At 34.1% G+C, this 22,263-nt stretch carries 16 protein-coding genes; 8 read left to right on the plus strand and 8 right to left on the minus strand.

What is annotated here, in order from left to right; genetic code table 11:
- Positions 1-77: 77 nt before the first annotated feature.
- Genes kduD through BUC25_RS17425 form a run of 4 tightly spaced genes read right to left on the minus strand, consistent with a single transcriptional unit; the run spans position 78 to position 3,344 of the window.
- A complete protein-coding gene (gene kduD, locus BUC25_RS17410) occupies positions 78-833 on the minus strand; it encodes a 2-dehydro-3-deoxy-D-gluconate 5-dehydrogenase KduD (protein WP_073203152.1) in 756 nt (251 codons plus the stop codon).
- Between the two features lie 25 nt (positions 834-858).
- Positions 859-1,572 carry an SDR family oxidoreductase gene (locus BUC25_RS17415; protein WP_073203153.1) on the minus strand — a complete coding sequence of 238 codons (714 nt, stop codon included), beginning with the start codon at positions 1,570-1,572 and terminating at the stop codon, positions 859-861.
- Positions 1,573-1,589: 17 nt separating this feature from the next.
- A complete protein-coding gene (locus tag BUC25_RS17420) occupies positions 1,590-2,615 on the minus strand; it encodes a zinc-dependent alcohol dehydrogenase (RefSeq protein WP_073203154.1) in 1,026 nt (341 codons plus the stop codon).
- Positions 2,616-2,645: 30 nt separating this feature from the next.
- Entirely contained in the window at positions 2,646-3,344 is a 699-nt protein-coding gene (locus tag BUC25_RS17425; protein ID WP_073203155.1) for an RraA family protein, read from the minus strand.
- Between the two features lie 81 nt (positions 3,345-3,425).
- Between BUC25_RS17425 and BUC25_RS17430 the strand changes: the two genes are divergently transcribed.
- Positions 3,426-4,235 carry an AraC family transcriptional regulator gene (locus tag BUC25_RS17430; protein WP_073203156.1) on the plus strand — a complete coding sequence of 270 codons (810 nt, stop codon included), beginning with the start codon at positions 3,426-3,428 and terminating at the stop codon, positions 4,233-4,235.
- 36 nt (positions 4,236-4,271) lie between these two features.
- Here BUC25_RS17430 and BUC25_RS17435 read toward each other — a convergent pair whose 3' ends face one another.
- Together BUC25_RS17435 and BUC25_RS17440 are read right to left on the minus strand one after the other, a co-directional pair.
- Positions 4,272-6,308 (minus strand): heparinase II/III domain-containing protein, encoded by a 2,037-nt coding sequence (locus BUC25_RS17435; RefSeq protein WP_073203157.1) that lies wholly within the window; start codon positions 6,306-6,308, stop codon positions 4,272-4,274.
- A gap of 6 nt (positions 6,309-6,314) precedes the next feature.
- Complete coding sequence (locus BUC25_RS17440) at positions 6,315-7,376, minus strand: glycoside hydrolase family 88 protein (protein ID WP_073203158.1); 1,062 nt, start codon at positions 7,374-7,376, stop codon at positions 6,315-6,317.
- Positions 7,377-7,729: 353 nt separating this feature from the next.
- Between BUC25_RS17440 and BUC25_RS17445 the strand changes: the two genes are divergently transcribed.
- The 6 genes from BUC25_RS17445 (at position 7,730) to BUC25_RS17470 (ending at position 18,160) form a co-directional block, all read left to right on the plus strand.
- Entirely contained in the window at positions 7,730-8,857 is a 1,128-nt protein-coding gene (locus tag BUC25_RS17445) for a CdaR family transcriptional regulator (RefSeq protein ID WP_073203159.1), read from the plus strand.
- A gap of 67 nt (positions 8,858-8,924) precedes the next feature.
- Positions 8,925-10,346: a glycolate oxidase subunit GlcD gene (gene glcD / locus BUC25_RS17450; RefSeq protein WP_425292880.1), complete on the plus strand. Its 1,422-nt coding sequence runs from the start codon at positions 8,925-8,927 to the stop codon at positions 10,344-10,346.
- Positions 10,343-11,668: a (Fe-S)-binding protein gene (locus BUC25_RS17455; RefSeq protein ID WP_073203161.1), complete on the plus strand. Its 1,326-nt coding sequence runs from the start codon at positions 10,343-10,345 to the stop codon at positions 11,666-11,668. The genes glcD and BUC25_RS17455 overlap by 4 nt, the downstream gene beginning before the upstream one ends.
- A gap of 900 nt (positions 11,669-12,568) precedes the next feature.
- The gene (locus BUC25_RS17460) at positions 12,569-13,771 is read left to right on the plus strand and encodes a polysaccharide pyruvyl transferase family protein (protein WP_073203162.1); all 1,203 of its coding nucleotides are present in this window, start codon (positions 12,569-12,571) and stop codon (positions 13,769-13,771) included.
- 399 nt (positions 13,772-14,170) lie between these two features.
- On the plus strand, positions 14,171-15,955 hold the full coding sequence (gene uidA, locus BUC25_RS17465) for a beta-glucuronidase (protein WP_073203163.1): 1,785 nt from the start codon (positions 14,171-14,173) through the stop codon (positions 15,953-15,955).
- Positions 15,956-16,078: 123 nt separating this feature from the next.
- Positions 16,079-18,160 (plus strand): Sip1-related alpha-galactosidase, encoded by a 2,082-nt coding sequence (locus tag BUC25_RS17470; protein WP_170862729.1) that lies wholly within the window; start codon positions 16,079-16,081, stop codon positions 18,158-18,160.
- A 337-nt stretch (positions 18,161-18,497) separates the two neighbouring features.
- Here the strand turns inward: BUC25_RS17470 and BUC25_RS17475 are convergent, their stop codons facing one another.
- Entirely contained in the window at positions 18,498-19,322 is an 825-nt protein-coding gene (locus BUC25_RS17475; RefSeq protein WP_073203165.1) for a MerR family transcriptional regulator, read from the minus strand.
- Positions 19,323-19,425: 103 nt separating this feature from the next.
- Here BUC25_RS17475 and BUC25_RS17480 point away from each other — a divergent pair, with 103 nt between their 5' ends.
- A complete protein-coding gene (locus tag BUC25_RS17480) occupies positions 19,426-19,860 on the plus strand; it encodes a small multi-drug export protein (RefSeq protein WP_073203166.1) in 435 nt (144 codons plus the stop codon).
- Positions 19,861-20,325: 465 nt separating this feature from the next.
- Here BUC25_RS17480 and BUC25_RS17485 read toward each other — a convergent pair whose 3' ends face one another.
- Positions 20,326-22,083 (minus strand): discoidin domain-containing protein, encoded by a 1,758-nt coding sequence (locus BUC25_RS17485; RefSeq protein ID WP_084543521.1) that lies wholly within the window; start codon positions 22,081-22,083, stop codon positions 20,326-20,328.
- Positions 22,084-22,263: the final 180 nt, after the last annotated feature.

Below are 22,263 nucleotides of genomic sequence, written 5' to 3' on the forward strand. Positions count from 1 at the left end.
GTTTGCAAATCAACTAACCCCCTAGAAATGTCTTCTACAATTATTTCAATAACCTACCCTAATTACGATTTATTTCTTTAGGAACTCATCCAGCCACCGTCAACGCATAGAATGTGACCAGTTACATAACTTGACGCTTCTGATGCTAGAAAAACAACTGGACCTTTTAAATCTTCTGGTTTTCCCCAATGGTTTTTAGGGATCCTAGCCAAAATAGATGCACTTCTTTTTTCATCAGCACGTAAAGGGGCTGTATTGGCTGTAGCAAAATAACCAGGAGCAATAGCATTTACATTCACACCTTTACTAGCCCATTCATTTGCTAAAGATTTGGTAATTCCCACTACTGCATGCTTACTTGCTGTATAAGGCAATACCCTATTTCCACCTTGAAAAGAAAGCATAGATGCAATATTTATTATACGTCCTTCGCCATTTTCCAACATATGTTTTCCGATTTCTTTGCACAGTTTAAAAACAGCATGTTGGTTAACATCGATAACAGCGTGCCAATCTTTATCCGGAAAATTTTCAGCTTCCTCACGGCGAATAATTCCAGCATTATTAACTAGAATATCTACTTTTCTATCAAGCCGAAGACTTTCTCTTACTACTCGAAAAATTTCTGCATCTATTGATAAATCAGCTATAATCTCATAGTATTTGCAACCTATTTCTTCTACTAAGGATTTGGTTTCATTTGTATCACTTGAACCAACACCTATAATATCGGCTCCGGCCTCTGCAAGACCTACCGACATTGCTTGGCCTAATCCTTTTCCTGAACCCGTAACTAATGCTAGTTTACCGTCTAATGAAAATGATGATTTCATTTTTATAATTAACTCCTTCCACCTTTTACTTAAAAAACAATAGGGAATCTAAAGAAATCTCATGAATTACAACTTTTGGGTTACTATTTAGAACATAATGGATAACATCTGCAACATCTTCAGCTTGGAGAAATTTTTCTCTTGGAACATTACGACCTTCCCAAAAAGTAGTATCAATAGCCCCAGGATTTATTGTTGTAACACGAGTATTTTTTTCTTTAACTTGTAACGCCAAACCTTGCGAAAACATATTAACTGCTGCTTTTGCTGTGCAATATAACGGAGCATTTGGATTGGCTCTTTTTGCAGCCATAGAACCAATGTTAATAATTAATCCGCCTTCTTGTTCATTAACTTTTCTCAAAAAGTGCTTGGAACATAAAAATGTTCCCAATACATTTACGTCCATTGTCAACTTATAATCATTTATATCCATTTCTTCAATGGCAGATGGAATGGATAACCCCGCAAGATTCAATAAAACATCGACTTTACCAAAATGACTTGCAGCAAGATCCATAAGACTCTCGACTTCACGCTCTGAGGTTACGTCTGTCGCTTTTACTAGTACTTCACTTCCTCTATCTTCTAGTTCTTGCTTTAATCTCATTAAAGGCTCTTCTTTACTTGATGCCAGTACTAATTTTACCTTTTCTTTTGCTAGTAACTCGCATAATGCAGTTCCTAATCCTCCAGTAGCACCTACTATGATAATAACTTTTTCGTTTGTATTTCCCATGCTATCTCTCCTTTTGATTAATTGGTTACTAAAATGCGCCCCAATGCTTTTCCTTCCTTCATTCTCACTAATCCATCTTCAAGATTATCTAATGACAATGTATCACTTATCATATTTTCTAATGGAAATATTTTTTTGTTTTCTATATAGCTTAGTAAGCTTACAGCTTTTTTAAAATTATCAAATGTGTAAACTCTGCTTCCTATGACACTGATCTCCTTAAAAATCACTTGTAAAATATCAAATGTTGTTTTTTCACTAGGGAAACCTACAGGTACAATCGTCCCTCTTACTTTACAAGCTGAGGTCGATAATAAAATACCCGCTTCCGATCCAGATGCTTCAAATACTTTATCAAATCCGTTCCCGTTCGTTATATTGGCGATTTTTTTATCGATATCTTCTATTTTAGGGTTTATGACAGAAAAGCCTAGTGATTCAACTAAATCAATCTTATCCGATTGAATTTCAGAAAAAACTACATTTTTTGCCCCTTCTAATGATGCAACTATTCCAACAATTAACCCTATTGGTCCTGCTCCAATTATAAATACATCATCACCCTTAGCTGTCCCTGCTCTTTCATTTACATGTACCCCAACCGCAAAAGGCTCTGATAAAGTAGCGATGTCATCATTCAACTCACTCGGAATTTTTACCATTTTATCTACGAATACCTTAACGTACTCTGCAAACGCACCATTCCTATGAATGCCTAGCAAATGTAAATTTTTACACACATGAGATAACCCTTTCTTACAAGCTTCACACTCCCCACAACTGATTAAAGGTTCTACACCTACTCGGTCACCTTTTTCAAACTCAGAATTTGAATCATTTATTTTCTCTATAGTGCCTATGAATTCATGGCCAAGTATTACAGGTGTTTTTGCGGTGGGATGATGGCCATCATAAATATGAAGATCGGAACCACATATGCCTGCACGAACAACTTTTATCAAACATTCTCCCTCACTTAATTCAGGGATCGGAACATCTTCAACAGATAATTTATTCCATTCTTTTAAAACTACAATTTTCATCTTATACACTTCCCCTTTAACTTTTTTTATTTAGAAATACCCTCCACGTTTAACCACTTCTTTTGGCGATAATCCATCTAAGACCATCTTTTTTATTTCTTCTTCATTTTCTTTAATTTGCTCTGCCTCTAGTAAGACTTCGTATGCCATAACTTTTGGAATCACAATTACACCGTCAATATCACCAAAAATAATATCTCCAGGATAAATATTAACGCTCTTTATCTGAATTGGAATTTGATAATCTATTAATCGAAATCTACCTAACATTCCATTGGAGGTCTTATATTTACAAAAAACCGGGAAATTTTGTGACAATACCTTGTCAGTATCACGAACTCCACCATCTACAACAGCTCCTCTACACCCCCTTAACACTGAGGCCATCGTCATAACTTCACCCCATTGCGCTGATTCATCATCTCCACTTGTATCCCAAACACAAATAGAATCTTCATGCAGGGCCTCTAGCATATTCGCTCTTTGTTCCATTTCATTTTCTAGGGTTAAATTTTTCGATCCTTTAACTGTAAACGCGATGCCACAAATCCTCATGTTATCCTTCAATGGTGAAATTTCCGGAGGTAACGTTTGGTATAATAATCCTTTTTCTCTTAAAACATCGTTAACAGCAGCAGTAAATAAATTTTGAAACCTATCACATAATTCTTTGTTTGAAATTTTATCGTTGTTTAGCAGTGTACTTTTTTTTGTTTTTATTTCTGACATCAAAATCATCCTTTTCTATTTTTTTAGTTTGCGTTAAAATAATTTAAAACATTTAATAAAAAATGAGGTAATGGAGACACAATGAAATCTTACTTATTTGACCATAATTACAATTTTTGTATTAAAGAAATTAACTTTGTATTAGAGAGAACACCCAATAAAGACTGGAAAATTGATGGCATAATAAATCGCAACTATTTTATCCTTGCCTTTTGTAACAAAGGAATTTCTCACTATTATTTTAATAATCATGAACATCAAATTAACCAAGGTGATTTGCTGTTGTTTGAAAAAGGGGTATCTCACTCGGCTTACAGTGACCCCGATAATCCCTGGGAATTTTATACGGTCCAATTTGACATCCAATTCTTTAATCCTGTAAGTGAAGAGAATTTTCAGCAACTCTCGAATATCATTTCGAGTTCAAATCCTTTTGAATATTCAGCATTATTTACGAAACTTAATCATATGTGGACTGGTAAGAAACAGGGATACTTGATTAAATGTCGCAGTATACTTTTAGAAATACTCTATCAAATGATTCGAGAGAATAGCTTCAATGATTATAAAATGAATCATACTATTCCTATTGAAGAGATTATGAACTATATTCAAGATAATTATCAAAAAACATTTAGTATTGAACAGTTAGCTAACCAAACACAATTTAGTACATCCCATTTTAGGGTAATTTTTAAAAAAGTGACTGGGTACACTGTTTTACAATATCAAAATCATATAAAAATTAGTAAAGCAAAAGACTTACTCTTAAGTGGTGAATATAATGTTTCTGAGGTTGCAACATTAGTTGGATTTGGAAATGTCTATTACTTTAGTAGATTGTTTAAGAAAACAACTGGATTCAACCCATCAAGTTATATCCAAAAATAATTATGTCACTATTCACCATGCTCCCTAATTTCTACATCACACTAATTTCTCTAAGTTATCTTTTGTAATCTTATAAATTTGTTTATTACTTTTATCCTCTAATTGGAGTTGATTTTCCATTATTTTTAATGAATATCCTCCTTCTCCTGCTGGAGGCTCTACGTAAAACTCGTTGTTATCTAAATTTCTAACATGCCATTGCGTAATCTTTTCTGTTGAATCTAATGCAGTAGCGTATACAATGAAATGTTCTTTTTTTGGTTTAATATTTGAAAAAGTGTAAACTAGCCCACTCCCTTCCTTACCCTGACCTTTCTGATTTGGTTTTGGATGATAATAATCATGAACGTAACTATTCTTAGTTATTATTTGAACTTCCTCATTATTATCTTCTAAATCTGGGGTCACTTGAAAAAATTTCATTGCCGCATCATTTCTTCTAACTACCAGCTTTGTATTGGATGCTTTATTAAAGCTAAGTTGATTATCACGGTTATTTAGTAGAAAGTGACTGTGTACTTTAACCGGTACTTTCGAAACAATTCTATCCACAATAAATAGTGTATTAGGCATTGCTGTAATCCACGTTCTCTCAGCTTTGATTATTGGGTCACCATAAACACTTGAAGCCTCTGAAGTAATAACTGAGACTTGATCAATATCCTTTATTAATTTTAAGTGATTTAAAGGCTCTATTGGATTAAATACATTTCCTTTTACTTCCTTCTGTTTCAACCAATTGAACGGTGCTTCTTCATCAAACTCAAAAGTCCATGTATTATGCGAATTAGTACTCGTTGACTTTGGTTGTGCTTCCAATCTATAACAACAATGACCTGGATCAACTAGTAACCTCTCATTTAAATGGGATAAAATAAAACTATTTTGATCTTCGTGTCTATGAGCTGTAACATTCAGTTTCTTATATCCCCCCTGTATTCCTAATATTGTTTTAGGATTAATCCACTGATCTCGAACCATAATTGTTCCTGTTTCAAAAGCGATTGTCTTTGGTAATCCTGCTTCTACTGGATTTAAAGGTTTAATACTATCCTCAAGCATTAGCAAGGTGAAAAATTGAAAGGTATTAAAAAAGCCAAAACTAGCTAATTCAGTTGGTTTTAAATCCGTGTCTTGGTATGTTTCATCAAATAACCATTTTGCTAATCCAGCCTCTATTGGATGACTTTCTCTAGCCCTATTAGCAATGTGAATTAATACATCTCCAGACGGTCGAAATACGGCTGCCGTATCACCAAAATTAATTGATCTAGGATAGCTCTTAACCCCAAATCCTGTTAGCGGTTTCATATACATAAAACTAGCTACTGCCCAAGGTATGGATGCGGTATAACAGGACATATCTAATTTATCTTTTAATGAACGATCGAATCTTACTAATACTTCATATAGATGGCTTAAATGCATGGTTGCATAATTCCAATACTGCAAACATTCTCCATAACTATCCTCATTATATAATTTTGATTTTTCACGATATAAATTCACTATTTTTTCGAATTCGGATTCATCTCCAAGTATAACGGAAACAGTACCATATCCATTTAGTAAAACCATATCCCAATTACAAGAGTTCTCTATTTCTTTGTTAAAAAAATTCTTACATGGTATTTGGCACTTTTCTTTTAAGTTATCTTTTATATAGTTTATTTCTTCCTTTGAAAATAACTCTGGGACTAAATCTAAAACAGTTGCCATTCCCAAACCTACGTGTGCTGTTTCTAATACTCCTCCTGTTGGTTCTTTTATATTTCTAAACGGAGGGCCTATCCATTCTATTTTTGGTTTGGCGCATATTTCCATAACCACCTCATATAACCATGTTTTCAGAGTTGATTGCTTTGTCATTTTGTATACAAAGGCCGCATCACTTAACCTTTCCCAAATTAAATGCCACCAATCTTGAGTATCAGCAGGTTGAATTAATCCTGGCTTTTGAGTATTTTTCTCAACTCTTCGCTCTAGACTATTCCAAAGTTTTTTTGCTTGTAGGTTGTCTTCGATACATCTCTTTAGTTGAACAAATTCGTCTCCCTTAAATAATATACTCATATTAAATCACCCCTTATACAATCTATTTAAATCTATAATTCCATTTTGATAAGCCTCTGCCAACGCAAGCATAAATGGACCAAAACTATGAGGTTCGTCTTTATAAGGCAACTTTAATGTAACATAGGCTTTAACTGTTCCTTTTTCCTCTTCTTCACCTGGACATAAACAACCAGGGCAACTTTGCTCTGTTGAAAAATCTTCATTAATACAAATATCATTTAATCCTCTTATTCCTTTATGGAAAGCATTATTGTAAGCTTCGAATTCTAGTAATCCTAGTCTTAATCCCGTTCCCAAACCATAGAGAATTAATCCAGTTCCTGAAGATTCCTCATAAGAATATTCTAATGGTATTTCTTGTCTCCATAACCCTCTCTTGGATTGGTGAGGTAATAACGCATTAGAAAGTTGTATGAAATACTTCTCTGCCTTCTTTCTGTGAGGCGATTGCTTTGGTAAATGCTTCACTAACTCAGTTAAAGCAAAATATCCCCATCCATTCCCCCTACTCCAATGATCTTGAGAATACAATCCTTCGCCAACAAAATTTTTGCATTGATGCAAAAGACCAATTTTTTCATCGAAGAATTCTTCATACATAAGAAATGCCTGATTAACGGCTTCATCAATATATTTTTCTTCCTTTAATCCTAACCCGGCAAATAGCAAAAAAGGTGTTGTAGCCATAGCGGCATCTATCCATATTAACTTCTTTTCTTGATCAAAAAGAGTGGTGACAATACCTTTATCATCTCTAACTGCTGTCATCATTTCATCTGCATAATCTCGAATTTCTGACTCTGCTTCCGGAAGATAACCTTTCATAAACATATAGGCTTTCGGTATTCCACCTATTTTATAACTAGGGAAATTATAATTAGGATGTTCAATTTGATTTGGAAATTTTCGCATAATATTTTTGCAGCGGGTTAACAATTCTTTGTTTTGATTAGCTTCAGCTGTTAGTACTAACGCGTAGTTGGCTAAAAGCCCATAATAGTGTTTTATCTCTGCAGTGCTTTCATAATGATTGTATAAATTTTCAGAAATTGTTAATGTATTCAATAAACCAACACTCCCAACTTATTTTTATCTTAAATAATTAAATCTAGCTAGCTAATTGACTACTATCATAATAGTAATAAAGTGATTTATCCATGAATAAAAGAATTATTTTTTATCCAATATGATTATTTTGAAAAGTCAAAAAGTTCATTGGTTAATCTATTACAAAAGCTAAGTTGCATGTTAAAGCTATTATAGTTTATAGAATTGAATTGCCCAGTTTATTCCAACTTGATAATTAACTTAGCTGTCTAATTACCTTCAAACTATTTAATATTGGAAACAAATTTCCGTTAATGATTAAAGAAATATTATTATTTACCACAGCTTTTATAAAAAAAGGAGGTTTTTTTATGCTCCGCCCTTCTCTAGCGAAAAATATTATTTCAAAAGTCACCAGCCTACTCGATGAGGATATTATCGTTGTAGATATTAGTGGTGTTATTATTGCAAGTACGAATGAGAAAAGAATAGGGGATTGTCATGAAGGCGCACTAATCGTTTGTCGTACAAGTGTAAAATTAACAATAACTAAAGCTGATGAAGCAAAACTCAAAGGTGTCAAAGCGGGTATTAATTTACCTATTTTTTTCAATGAAAAAATCATTGGAATCATAGGTATTACTGGTGAACCGGATAAAGTATCTTCATATGGTGAATTGTTAAGGAAAATGACAGAACTGTTAGTAAAAGAAAACTATTATTTCGAACAATTAGAATGGGAAGCACGATCCCTTGAGATGTTTGTATTTGATTGGATACAACAAAAAGAGTGGTCATCTAGCTTTTTGAGTCAATCACAACTTCTAAGCATTGATTTATCCTCAGATAGACAGGTGATCATTGGTCACTACTTACAAAAGGAAGGCAATTTTATCTCAAGTGAGATTTGGAATGATGTCATAAAAAACTTTACGCGGATTAAAAGAGATATATTTGTTCGTTGGGGTACAGAAAGGTTTCTAATAATTCGATCGAGAAAGGAGACAAAAGAAAGTACTCAACACTTTTTAAAACAGATCCAAATTTATTTCGAGGATAAATACCAACAAATTGTTTCGTTCGGGGTAGGTCATCTTACCGCATCTAATCGATTATATCAATCTTTCGAACAAGCAGAACGCGCACTTAATGTCGCTATAAGGAAACAATCTATTATTTTTGATGATGATCTGCGGCTGGAGATGTGTCTACAAGATATACAACAACACACCCGCTTAGAATTAGTAGATCGAACAGTGGCCCCGATTATGAAAGATCAAGAGTTAATTCATACCATTGAGGCATTTATTTCAAATAATCAATCGATTAAAGATTCCGCAAAAGCCCTGCACATTCACATTAATACGTTACATTATCGCTTTAAAAAAATAGAAAAGCTTACAAATCTTAATCCTCGTGACTTTCAAGACCTAACTACACTTTATCTTTCTCTTTCCTTTTTAGATGATTATCTAAAAATAAAGAATAAGAATACTTAATTTTTGTTTATTCAAACATAGTATATTTAATTATATGAATTATAATGAAATAAGTTAGATATAGGAGATGATAACGTTGATAACCACAGAAATAAAGGAAGCATTGATTCATCTTGTGGGGACTGAAAACTATGATGATTCTAAAGTGAGTAAATTGGTCTATTCCTATGACGCAACTCCACAGTATCAATCGATGCCAGCTGCAGTAGTAGCTCCAAGAAACAAGGAAGAGGTTGCTGAGATTGTAAAACTTTGTAATACACATTACATTCCAATAATTCCAAGAGGATCTGGAACGAATCTTTGTGCAGGAACTTGCCCGACAGAGGGTGGCATTGTTCTCCTTTTCAAGCACTTTAATTCGATCTTAGAAATTGATGAGGAAAATTTAACTGTAACAGTAGAACCAGGCGTGATTACATTAGATATGATAAAAGCAGTTGAAGCAAAAGGGTTGTTTTATCCACCCGATCCAAGTTCAATGAAAATATCAACAATTGGTGGAAATATTAACGAGAACTCTGGAGGGTTACGCGGGTTAAAATATGGCGTTACTCGAGATTATGTTCTCGCATTAGAAGTGGTTTTACCATCTGGTGAAATCATTCACACTGGCGGAAAGCTGGCTAAAGATGTAGCAGGTTATGATCTAACACGATTATTTGTTGGAGCAGAAGGCACATTAGGGATCGTTACACAAGCAACACTCAAGCTAGTTCCCATGCCAGCATTTAAAATGACGATGCTCGCTCTCTATCACGATTTAGAATCAGCTGCCAATAGTGTTTCAAAAATTATAGCCAATAAAATTATTCCTACTACTTTAGAGTTTCTAGATCAAGCGACATTAAAGGTTGTAGAAGAATATGCTCAAATTGGTTTACCGACTGACGTAAGTGCGGTGTTATTAATTGAGCAAGATGGTCCGATGGAGGTCGTACAAGAAGATATGAAAAAATTAGCTAGTATTTGCCAACAAGAACAAGCTGTCTCTGTAAACGTAGCAGAATCAGAAGAAGAGGCTGATAGTTTACGAACGGCTAGAAGATCAGCTCTTTCTGCTATGGCAAGATTAAAGCCAACGACTATTTTAGAAGATGCAACCGTTCCACGCTCTGAAATTGCTAAAATGGTTGTATCAATAAATGAAATTGCAGATAAATATGAGGTGAATATTTGTACATTTGGTCATGCTGGTGATGGAAACCTTCATCCTACTTGCTTAACTGATGCCCGTGACGAAGAAGAAATTAAAAGAGTAGAAAAAGCTTTTGAGGATATTTTCATCCGAGCGGTAGAACTTGGTGGAACCATTACTGGCGAACATGGTGTAGGTATGATGAAAGCTCCTTACCTTCATTTAAAGCTTGGTGATGCTGGTATAAACGCAATGCAAGCAATCAAACAATCACTCGATCCAAACAACATTATGAATCCCGCAAAAATTTTCGCAAAAGATACAAGAAAAAGAGTGGTGGTGACAAAATGACAACCTCAAAAGAACAAGAAACGATTCAACAACAATTCAAGGAGCGAATGGATGAAGATGAATTAATGAATTGTATGCGTTGTGGCTTTTGTTTACCCGCCTGTCCAACGTATGTTGAATCAGGCTATAAAGAAGAACATTCTCCAAGGGGGCGTCTTGCCTTAATGAAGGCAGTAATAGATGGGGATATTGAACTTGATAAAGACGTTGAAAATTCACTAGATATGTGTTTAGGATGTCGGGCATGTGAGCCAGTTTGTCCTGCTGGGGTCAATTATGGTCATTTATTAGAAGAGGCACGTGACACGATCCATCAAAATAAAAAGCATAGCTTACTAGTCCAAACGACTCGTAAATCAGCATTTTATGGACTATTTCCACACCAAAACCGGATGCGCTCATTAACAGGATTCCTAAGTTTTTATCAACGCTCAGGGTTACAAAAAGCTTTTCATAAGACTAAATTAAATCATTTATTACCTGAAAATCTATCATCAATAGAGAAAGTATTGCCAAAAGTGCCTACAAGAAAAGAAATGAAGGATCGACCGTCGTATGTTCCAGCTGTATCAACTGCCAAAAAACGGGTTGCCTTTTTCCATGGATGCTTAATGGATACAATGTTTAGGCAAACAAATGATGCAACTATCCAATTACTTAAACTAGCGGGCTGTGAAATTGTCATCCCACAAGACCAAGCATGCTGCGGAGCCCTTCATGCTCATAGTGGTGAGAAAGACGGCGCAAAAGAACTCGCCAAACGCAATATTATTGCATTTGAAAAACTAAAAGCTGATTATATAATTACCAATGCTGGCGGTTGTGGAGCCTTTTTAATTGATTATGACCATCTTTTAAAAGATGATTCGGAATGGGCAGATCGTGCCAAACAGTTCACGGAATGTATCAAAGATATTTCTAGTATTCTTGTAGAGCTAGATTTTCATAAAAGATCTCTACATTTACAAGAACAAATTATCACTTATCAAGACTCTTGTCACCTTCTTAACGTAATGAAAACTTCGAATGAACCACGAATACTATTAAAAGCGATTGACAATGTAGAGTACCGTGAAATGGAGAAAGCGGATAGTTGTTGTGGATCTGCGGGTATTTATAATATTGTAGAAACAGAAATGTCGATGAAAATATTAGATTCGAAAATGGTTAATGTTAAAGAAACACAAGCAGTCACTATAGTAACAGCTAACCCAGGATGTTTGCTACAGATGAAGCTTGGTATTGAACGAGAAGGATTAAGTGATTCCATACGTGCAGTGCATATCGTGGATTTACTTTTAGAAGCAACTAATTCGAAATAGCTATAATTAAGATTTCAAAAGAAAAGCCACTAGATAACTCTATAAGATCAGAAGGTTTTGATTATAATATCCATCTTAAGCTAAGTTGAGAGCTCAACGTAAAATAGGATGATGAGTAAGGTATGTTATTTTTTTATTGCCCAGTACAACAATCAATGTTTTTTTTATTTTGTGATTAGTGCATTTTCAAGATACTCTATTTGTCTAGTAATAATGCTACTATTTCAGGCAGAGCAACTAGTATGTCTAAAAAATAGTAGAATTTATTAGATTTTTAGGGTATCATATCACCTTACACTTTTATTAGAGTTAAAATAAGCCACTCCTTTTAATAGATTTCTACAAAGATACAAACTCATGCAAAATAGGGGTTGCTTTATTTTATATGTGTTGCATTGATTACTTAAAGCTGTTTCATTAATAAATAAATCATTTTTGTAAAGCCTACTCTTTATTAATTCGAAAACGGATTTTTGAACCAGCAAAATAATTTTTAGCTACTGAAAAATATAACTCTTTTTCCATTTCAACTAATTGTTCAATTTTTCACTAAGCTTTCCTCTCAACTAATCCAACTCCTCCTGATGGCGTTTGTGTTCCCTCTCCCCTATAGACTTGGCTTTATAATAAATAACCATTTAGCTATTCTCTCTAAATAAATACAGGTGCCTCAACTTTTTCAAATTCGAACACTTCAAACTTAAAATGACTTCTAGAAATTATAGAGGCTTTTAGTTCTGTATTATCATCGCTCACCAAGTTCCATAATATAACGTAATTCTAACACTTGAATTAATAAAGTTTAGATGCTCTCCTTTTTGTTAATATATTTCATTTACTTGAATGATTAAAATCAATACAATTTCCATAAGCTTTAAATTCAAACAAGGAGATGTAATAATGAACAAAACTACTATAATACTGAGGTCTGCGTGGCAAGTAATGAACATTGGAGACATTTCCCACACTCCAGCGGCTCTTGAATTATTAGAGAAAAATATGCCCGGTGTGGAGGTAATAGTATGGGCATCTGATGACCTTACAGAAGAAGCTATTACAATGATGCGTAAACGATTCAATAACCTTCAAGTTGTTAAGGGGAGTATACTAGAAAATGGGAAAGCGACTAATATAGAACTGCAACAGGCTATTGATAAAAGTGTTTTTCTATTACATGCATCTGGCCCATTACTCGTCGGTCATGAAGAAGTGAAAGCGTATACGAAACATACTGGGAAACCATATGGTGTCTTTGGTATAACTTATGGAGGATATAATGAACCAAATTGGACAGGATTAACAGAACTCTTGTCTCAGGCTTCTTTCCTTTATTTTAGAGATTCACCATCACTTGAAAAAGCTATAAAGGAAGGTATTAAAGCCCCTATAATGAAGTTAGGCCCTGACGTAGCATTCTCTTTTGACATCCGAGACGACTTAAAAGCGAAAAGATTTCTGAAAGAAAATGATTTGGAAGAAAATCATTTTCTGTGTTGCATAATAAGATACAGGTATACACCTTTTTGGAGAGTAAAAGGGACAGAGTTCGATGAAAGTAAACATGAAATAAATGAATCGATGAAGGAAAAGGACAACGAAGAAATAAGACAGGCCATTATTGAAGTTGTCAGAAAAACCAAATATAAAGTATTAATTTGTCCTGAGGATCAAACCCAAATGGTTCTGAGTAAAGAAATGTTACTGGAAAAACTTCCTGAAGATGTAAGGGAGAGAGTCGTTTGGAGAGAAAAATTCTGGTTAACTGATGAAGCATTAAGTGTGTATATACGATCCGCTGGATTATTTGGTAGTGAGATGCACTCCCCAATACTCTGCATAGGTCATGGAATACCTGCAATTGTGTGCAGATGGAAGGAACAATCAACTAAAGGGTACATGTGGCAAGATTTTGGTCTTGGAGACTGGTTATTTGATTTGGATAAAGAGTCTGATAAGAAGAAAATTGTTCCAGCAGTGTTGAACCTTGCAATGAATAATAAGGATGCAAAAAACAAAGCATTAGAAGCCAAGAAGCATGTAGAAAAGTTACAAATAGAAATGATAGACACTTTGCAGCAAGAGTTAAACAAAATCTCCATATAAACTCCTATATTAAGTAATCTAATAGATCGGTAATAGACTTCTTTTATATAATTAATAAATGACAAAATTTTCGAATGAATGATCATACGATTAAAGCATTCAATATTAAAATCAATCATCACCGACATCTAAATGTTTTGATGATCCCCAGCATCAAAACATTTAGACTAAGTTTTTAGGAGACCGTCCATTTGATAGCTTCGAACAGTTGTTAATATAATTACTTGATTATATATAACAGTTTAATCATAACATTCAATGAATTTTATATTATTTCAGTTCAATAAATTATAAATTGTTACATTTCAAAATAATGTTTAAGTTAGGTCTAAGGTGCTGTTTAGTAGAATCTATTTTTTAGATAAATTAAGATAAATTGATAAATTTGGAGGTATATCTATGCTTTATCCATTGGATAATGGAATACGAGAAGTAAAGGAATTATCGGGACTATGGAATTTTAAAGTTGATTTTAAAAACGAAGGATTTGAAAAACGTTGGTACGAGAATCCTTTAGCGGATACAATCGAAATGCCTGTTCCTTCTAGTTACAATGACCTTACAACGGATACTGCTATTCGTGACCACATTGGAGATGTATGGTATGAGAGGATAATTTTTATTCCTAATGGCTGGGTAAATCAACGAATTGTTCTAAGAGTAGGCAGTGCTACAAATCATGCTGTCATGTGGGTGAATGGCCAAGAAGTTGCGAGACATAAAGGCGGATATTTACCCTTTGAAGCAGATATAACTGATTTGGTTAAACAGGGTGAGAAGAACCGAGTAACAATCGCAGTTAATAATATCTTAGACTGGTCTTGTCTCCCTTCTGGAGAAATAAAAACATATAAAGATACAAGTAAATATCCAGAAGGATATAAAACTCAAGAAACTTATTTCGACTTTTTTAATTACTCAGGTATACATAGACCTGTTCGTTTATATACAACCCCGAAAAGTTATATTGAGGATGTTACTGTGCAAACAGATATTCAAGATAGTAATGGTGTTATTAAATACAGTGTGTCTACCCAAGGGGATATAGCATCAGTTAAGGTCAGCGCCTTCGATGAAAATAATAAGTTGGTAGCTACATCAAAAGGAAAGAACAATCAATTTATAATTAAAAATGCTCATTTATGGGAGCCTGGTAATGCATATTTATACTCCCTGGTATTTCAAACTGAAAGTGAGCAAGGTGTGGTTCAAGACCGATATGAGTTACCTGTTGGAATACGTACTGTTAGAGTTGCAGGGAAGCAACTTTTAATTAACGAGAAACCGTTTTATTTCAAAGGATTCGGAAAACATGAAGATTCAGATCTTCATGGTAGGGGAATGGATGAGGTTATTAACGTAAAGGATTTTAACTTATTAAAATGGATTGGAGCTAATTCATTCCGTACTTCCCATTATCCTTACTCAGAGGAGCTTATGAGGTTAGCTGATCGTGAAGGATTGGTTGTTTTGGATGAGGTCCCAGCTGTGGGAATGTGTTTTTGGAGTGAAACGAATACTGTTTTTAATGAAGAACGTGTAAATGAACAAACATTAGAGCACCATTTACAAGTGATAAGAGAAATGATTAAAAGGGATAAAAACCATCCATGTGTCGTTATGTGGAGTATTGCAAATGAAGTTGCAACAAATGAAGAAGCATCAGAGCCATATATTAGAGCGGTTGCTGAAGAAACGAAAAAACTGGATTCTACACGTCCAAATACAATTGTCCATACTATGTGGCCATCTGTTGATAGGGTTAGCCAATATGTAGATGTTATTTGTTTAAATAAATATTTTGGATGGTATTCCGACCATGGTAAATTAGATTTAATCGAAAAGCATATGGATAAAGAACTTTTAGAGTGGTATGAGAAGTATAAAAAACCAATCATTATTACTGAATATGGTGCAGACGCAATTGCCGGTTATCATCAAGTCCCAGCTGTAACGTTTACAGAGGAATTCCAAATTGAACTATTACACCAATTTCATAAATCTTTTGATAAACATGATTTTGTTATTGGAGAGCAAGTTTGGGCATTTGCCGATTTTGCGACAAAACAAGGTTTGACACGGGTAGTTGGAAACAAAAAAGGCATATTCACAAGACAAAGACACCCAAAATCAGCAGCGTTTTATCTTCAAAAACGTTGGTTGGGAAAGAACCCAAAATGGTGAATATAGAAATAAGTAAACTCTTTTTGTGTTAGAAGATGGTGGATGTTACAGGAGGAATAGTTAATGTATCGTGTTAAAGCGAAGAATGATGCAATCATATTAATGCATGACGAGATGCCAATTATGCAAGAAATAGCACCATATATTCTTTTGGATGATGGACAAGAAATCCAGGGATATTTAAAAAATCTTGAATGTAAAAAGGAAGAAAAAGATTTTGAGGAATTTTACGCCTACAAGATTCTATTTTCTACCTATGATGAAAATATCCATTTAACGCTCGATATGAATGTTTATGGAGATAAGCTATTTACTATAGTCTCAGGAACGCTACCAATTAACTCATTTGAAAATACAAAAACATTTAGGTCAGAATCCTCCATAGAATTACGGATTAAATCGTTAAACGTGAACGGTGGTTTTTTGGGGAATTATCTATTTTCAAAATGGTGGACAAGGCCTCAATTTGGGAAAAACATATCCGAATTGAAGCCTCAAACTCAATCACTTATATGGAAAGAAAATGACTTATACTATCATTTGTTGCCATTGAGTGATGATAATTTTAAAACTATGTTAAGAGGGAATGATGACGGTTTAGTTATTAGTATTTCTCCACATTCGAGTGGATTTACAACCATTTCCTCGAAAGCTTTTATACTTGGAAACAGTAGAGACCCTTTTGAATTAACGAAAGTTACCACAGATACAGGCTTTGATGTTTTAAATTCAGGGGGAGTCCCAGGGAATCAAAGAAAATACCCTGAAATTTTTGAATACCTTGGTTGGTGTACTTGGGATGCCTTTTATCATAATGTTAATTCGGAGAAAATTTTAAATAAAGCAAAAGAATTCAAAGAAAAAAACTTACCTGTTAAATGGCTCATGATTGATGATGGTTGGTCTGAAACTAAAGATGAAAAATTACTTTCATTAAAAGAAGATAAAACAAAATTTCCAGAAGGATTAAAAGGAACAATAAATTTATTGAAAAACAATTTTGGATTTAGCATGGTTGGTGTTTGGCATGCTTATACAGGATATTGGCAAGGTATACATCCAGAGAGTATTTTATTAAATACACTGAAAGATAGTCTATATAAGACTGCAAGTGGGAGAATATTCCCATCACCAGATGGGCATAAGGGATTCTTATTTTGGAATGAATGGCACAATTATCTAAAAAAGCAAGGAGTAGATTTTGTTAAAGTAGATAATCAGAGTGCTTTAATTGATTTTGTAAAATTCCAAATTCCTATTGGGAAAGCAGCAAAAAATTCACATGCGTCACTAGAAGCTTCAGTTGGACTTCATTTTAACAGTACAATTATTAACTGTATGGGTATGTCTGCAGAGCAGTTATGGCATAGACCAATGACCGCCCTTTCACGAAATAGCGATGACTTTTATCCAAATAAAGAACAAAACTTTAAAGAACATGCTTTACAAAATGCATATAACTCATTTTATCATCGAAACTTTATATGGGGAGATTGGGATATGTGGTGGACAAAGCATGAAGATGCTTTAAACAATGGTATTTTAAGAGCTGTAAGTGGAGGCCCGTTGTATATGAGTGATCGTCTGGGGGAAACAGAGCCAGAACAACTTTGGCCACTAATCCTATCTAATGGGATAGTTCTTAGGTGTGACCAAGGTGGAGTACCTACTGAAGATTGTTTATTAAAGAACCCACATGAAGATAGTATTCCTTTAAAGGTTTGGAATACATCTGGTAATTCAGCAGTCATCGCAGCATTTAATATTAATCTTAAGGGTCAAGAAGTAGAGTGTGAAATAGGATCTAAGGATATTCCAACTTTGGAAGGTAATAGATTTATTTTATATGATCACTTGGAAAAGAAAACATATCTATTAGACCAACATTCTACTTTTTCTTTCTCATTACGCGATAATGAAGTGAAATTATTTATACTCGTACCTATAGAGAATGAATTTGCTTCAGTTGGCTTGTTAAATAAATATATTTCACCAGCTACACTTAAAAATCAGTTCGATTACGGTGAAAAGAAAATCATTATTTTAAAGGGTGGAGATGGAGTCTATGGCTTCTACTCCACAACCAAACCAAAAGAAGTTTTAGCAGATGGAAAATCGGTTCCAATTTCCCAACAAGAAGCATTATATACTGTCAAAATAGAACCTTCAGAGTCGGAAGTACTGCTAGAAATTCTATTGGATTAAAGTTCAGTAAATGAAAGAGGCGTATACTTGCGAGCAAAGATTTGTTTTTAGAAAGAATAATTAGGTAATGTACTGTCAGGTATTAAAATTCTCTATAAGTTTTAAATGTAGTTTTAGCAACGTCATTGTCATATGGCGTTGCTTTTTCACTAATACGAAACCTTTTTAATAATTAATAAGCTTCTTGTTAAAATCGTTTCCAATATCAGTGTGAAACAATTCAGTTTTACCTTATAAAGAGATACGAAATATATTGTAGACCCCCCCAATAATTAAGTGAGTTTTATGAAGATAGATAAATTGTAAGTTAAAGAGAAGAAAGAATGCTATAGCTCGTTTAGTTTTCTTCTACTTTTATCATTATTTTGGTTACATAATTATCCTCCACACTTAAACTCGCACCTTCCATTACATATAGAAATTCTTCAAAACTATGACCACAAACACGGTATCCTTCCTTAGTCAAATAATCTTTTATTTTTTCATAAGTTTCATGAATGGTCAGATAACTTCCTTTATGATAACCAACTGCATATTTCCCGGATTTTTTACTTATCTTTTCTGCTAAATCAAGTTGATGCGTTCTGAAATACAAGTTAGAATAATTTAAGTAATCTCCTGCCTCTACTTGCTCTTGACGAATTAAGGCTCCAGCATTATCAATGAAAAGTCCTTCTTGCTTCATATATTTTAAAAACAACATACTTACCTTCGTAGCATCTTTGTCAGGTAAATTTAAAATATTTTCACTTAATACGTACCATTCTGTATCCATCTCCTCAATTGTGAACCGATCAAAATTCAACTGTAATGCTTCTTTGATTTGCTTTTTTTTGTTTTGAATTAGTTTTTGTGTATGTTGCATTTTTTTAATTTTCATTTTCACTATTTTTTCCTTTTCAGTTAACAATTCAATCGAGCTTTTTAAACTTTTGAACTGTAAGAAATTTTTGATTTCAGTTAAAGACATACCAATTTCTTTTAGCATGTCAATCACAATAAATATTTCTACTTGATGAACAGAATATGAGCGATAACCATTTTCTGATCTATATTCCGGCTTTAAAAGTCCAATTTCATCATAATGAAAAAGTGTTTGCTTTTTTACACCACATAAATCGGCAAACTCTCCAGTAGTAAATATACTTTTTTTAGAATCCACTTTTTTCACCTCTTTATTCTTGTGTATATGGTAACCATATACCTTATGATTATATCACGGAAGTGCTTAAAGTTAGAAAAAATAAAAAAGGTGTGATGAAAATATGATGAATTATATTTGGTTAGCAGCGACTGCTTGGTTTATGGGTTTTTTTCCATTGTTTGAAATATATTTAGCAGTCCCAGCTTCTATGGGACTTGGGTTAGATATAGTTTCCTCAGTGTTTTGGTCTTGGCTCGGAAACTTTATGGTTATTCCATTTATTTCTTATTCTTATGATTGGCTTACTAAATTCAAAAAGATCAATAAGTACTTTATTAAATTGGCAAACTCTAAGTCGAGTAAAAAATTAAATAATGGTGGATTTCTAATTATTCTTATTGCGACTCCTATATTCGGTTCATGGGCCACAGGAGTTGCGGGGAAAATAATCGGGATAGATAGAAAGCGACTTTTTTTATCTTCAGGAATTAGCATCGCAATTTATGGAATGATTATCAGCATTCTTACTCAGCTTGGTATTGACACCTTTTCTTAATTCTAAAAAATGCCTTTCATAAGTTAAAAGCAAAAAATTACTTTTCTATGGATAGCGTTAGTGAGGAAGAATATTCATTGATTTTTGATAGTTTCTATAAAAGAAGTCTACAATTCAAAAACCTAGAACCATCTGCGCTAGGATTACTGGGTTTATTTAACTCTATATCAAATAAGGCTCAAAAGTGGTGCAATTTATCTTTTAAACTGACGCCCTTGGTTCCTACAAATAGTTTCTTTAAATTCCTAAGAATGCTTAAATTTAATGAATTTCGTTTTCCTCTGCCAAATGTGCGCCTATCGCTTCCTACATGTTCACCCTCACTATTTACAACCTTGCGTTAAGCTAACTGTTACTTCTACCTTCACAGTTCAGGACTTCCACCTTATAGATTGCGCCCATGCCGGGCACACAACTAAAAAGGCGAGGGGGTGCTAATAAAATCCCCTCACCTTTTCTTATTTATTAATGATAAGCTCTAAAATCATTGATTTGCCACCAAGAACTCTTGCTAGTATTAATTGCTACAACAATATAACGCCCTGTGGTAGCTGAAAATGAAACATCAATGAGTTGATTAGTATTATTGGCTACACTAGCAACCGGTGTACCCCAGTTATAATCATCAGATATATAAATATCAACACCATCCGGAAAGTTTCCCGGATCATCTGAACTGAATTGAATTCGGCTTATTGATTGAGACGAACCTAAATCAATGCGGAACCATTGACCAGATTTCATGCTTGCGCCAGAGTAATAAGCAGAATTCTGACTAGCATCTATGGCATTATTTGGGTCCGTATGTGGTGTACCAAAAGCTGTTGCAGTCCACTTATCTCTAACTACTTCTCCTGAAGATTGCCCATCACTCTGATATTCGTAAGCCCCACGATCTATAGCACCAGAAGGGCGTGCATTTCCCTCAAAGTCTTCTGAAGGAGCTAATGAGGAAGTTCCACTGTCTTTAGCAGGAGAACTCGACTGTAGCTTGAAGTTTCCAGACCAAGGGTTAACCATCTCTGGATCCGTTACAATATCATCACTTCCTTGGGTATTAACAATTCCATTAAAATATACATTGTAATTATAGTTGACATTATTGTTATCCCAGTTACGATTTACTGGTTTACTAGAATCTTCTGCATACATTATATTATTGAACAAATTGACATCATTGCTATCTCCAGCATATATTTCTCCATAATCTAGCTTTTGGGAATTGTGAAATGCAGTATTGTTTACAATATCTACGTGTTCACTAGAAAACGAATGTATTCCTGATCCACCATTTAAATAACTTATGTTATTTTCTATAAGTGTACGACCTTCATAAGCCTCTCCAGTCCATAGTGAAGAACTTTGTGAATTTTTAGAATCATCATAAATGATCCCATTACCATCTGAGATATATCCTCGAGCTCCCCAATGAATAGTCGTATAGTTATTATAAACCTTGTTCCTCCTAATGATATTTTTGTAACCAGTATTATTATCTATATCCCTAGGATGAAAGATTGAAATTCCACTTGTTGCGTATATCGTATAATGGGAATTTTCATATACTTCATTATCTTCAATCGTAATATAATCTGCATGTTCCGTACATATTCCGCAGCCAGGTAAATCACTTACATTCATGTTTCGAACCTCAATATGATGTGGAACATTGTCATTTGCATATTTCATAAAGACACCGTTTGTGTTAGTTGGAGCTAAGTAACTCCAATTTACAGTTCCTGAATCTACATTATCTACAAAGTGTTCAGAGCGGTTCCAAGCATCACTAGAAGAAATATTATCGTTATTCCCTTTAATTTCTAGCCCATCTATGCGAATATATGATGCTCCTTCCACTAGGATTACGTTCCACGCTGAGTCTGTAAACAACACGGGATTATGCCCAGGATATGCAGTATAGGTAATATAATTGTTGGATGTCCCAGAGCGCGAAATTCGAAGGACTGCCTGACCATCTGCTGTATCATGTGTGCCGTTCATTAAAAATACGGTATCCCCAGGTTCAGTTTGATCATGTGCATGTTGTACAGTCTTAAATGCATCCCCCTCAGATATACCATAATTTGAATCACTCCCATTTTCCGGATCCACAAAGTATTCATGAGAAGTTGCATGTACAGTATCTAACTCTATCACCAACCCAATAAACAACGCTGTCATGAAAATCACTGGTAATATAAAGAACATTCTTTTAGTTTTCATCTAAATTCCTCCTCTACCTTGTTAAAAATCTTAGAATCTTATAATTTTTATACTTATTGCTTCAAAATTTACTTATATCCTAAATATCTAAAAATACTACATTACAGGTTCAATACCCACGGTAATCGTCCTTGTTTCACGTTTTAACTTGTTAATAATTGTAGGATGAGCATCATTTAT

The sequence above is a fragment of the Gracilibacillus kekensis genome (assembly GCF_900143085.1).
GTDB lineage: Bacteria > Bacillota > Bacilli > Bacillales > Amphibacillaceae > Gracilibacillus > Gracilibacillus kekensis.

Excerpts from the sequence above, each read along its gene's own strand:
- kduD (WP_073203152.1), bottom strand. The coding sequence starts at position 833 with ATGAAATCATCATTTTCATTAGACGGTAAACTAGCATTAGTTACGGGT.
- BUC25_RS17415 (WP_073203153.1), bottom strand. The coding sequence starts at position 1,572 with ATGGGAAATACAAACGAAAAAGTTATTATCATAGTAGGTGCTACTGGA.
- BUC25_RS17420 (WP_073203154.1), bottom strand. The coding sequence starts at position 2,615 with ATGAAAATTGTAGTTTTAAAAGAATGGAATAAATTATCTGTTGAAGAT.
- BUC25_RS17425 (WP_073203155.1), bottom strand. The coding sequence starts at position 3,344 with ATGTCAGAAATAAAAACAAAAAAAAGTACACTGCTAAACAACGATAAA.
- BUC25_RS17430 (WP_073203156.1), top strand. The coding sequence starts at position 3,426 with ATGAAATCTTACTTATTTGACCATAATTACAATTTTTGTATTAAAGAA.
- BUC25_RS17435 (WP_073203157.1), bottom strand. The coding sequence starts at position 6,308 with ATGAGTATATTATTTAAGGGAGACGAATTTGTTCAACTAAAGAGATGT.
- BUC25_RS17445 (WP_073203159.1), top strand. The coding sequence starts at position 7,730 with ATGCTCCGCCCTTCTCTAGCGAAAAATATTATTTCAAAAGTCACCAGC.
- glcD (WP_425292880.1), top strand. The coding sequence starts at position 8,925 with ATGATAACGTTGATAACCACAGAAATAAAGGAAGCATTGATTCATCTT.
- BUC25_RS17455 (WP_073203161.1), top strand. The coding sequence starts at position 10,343 with ATGACAACCTCAAAAGAACAAGAAACGATTCAACAACAATTCAAGGAG.
- BUC25_RS17460 (WP_073203162.1), top strand. The coding sequence starts at position 12,569 with ATGAACAAAACTACTATAATACTGAGGTCTGCGTGGCAAGTAATGAAC.
- uidA (WP_073203163.1), top strand. The coding sequence starts at position 14,171 with ATGCTTTATCCATTGGATAATGGAATACGAGAAGTAAAGGAATTATCG.
- BUC25_RS17470 (WP_170862729.1), top strand. The coding sequence starts at position 16,079 with ATGCAAGAAATAGCACCATATATTCTTTTGGATGATGGACAAGAAATC.
- BUC25_RS17480 (WP_073203166.1), top strand. The coding sequence starts at position 19,426 with ATGATGAATTATATTTGGTTAGCAGCGACTGCTTGGTTTATGGGTTTT.
- BUC25_RS17485 (WP_084543521.1), bottom strand. The coding sequence starts at position 22,083 with ATGAAAACTAAAAGAATGTTCTTTATATTACCAGTGATTTTCATGACA.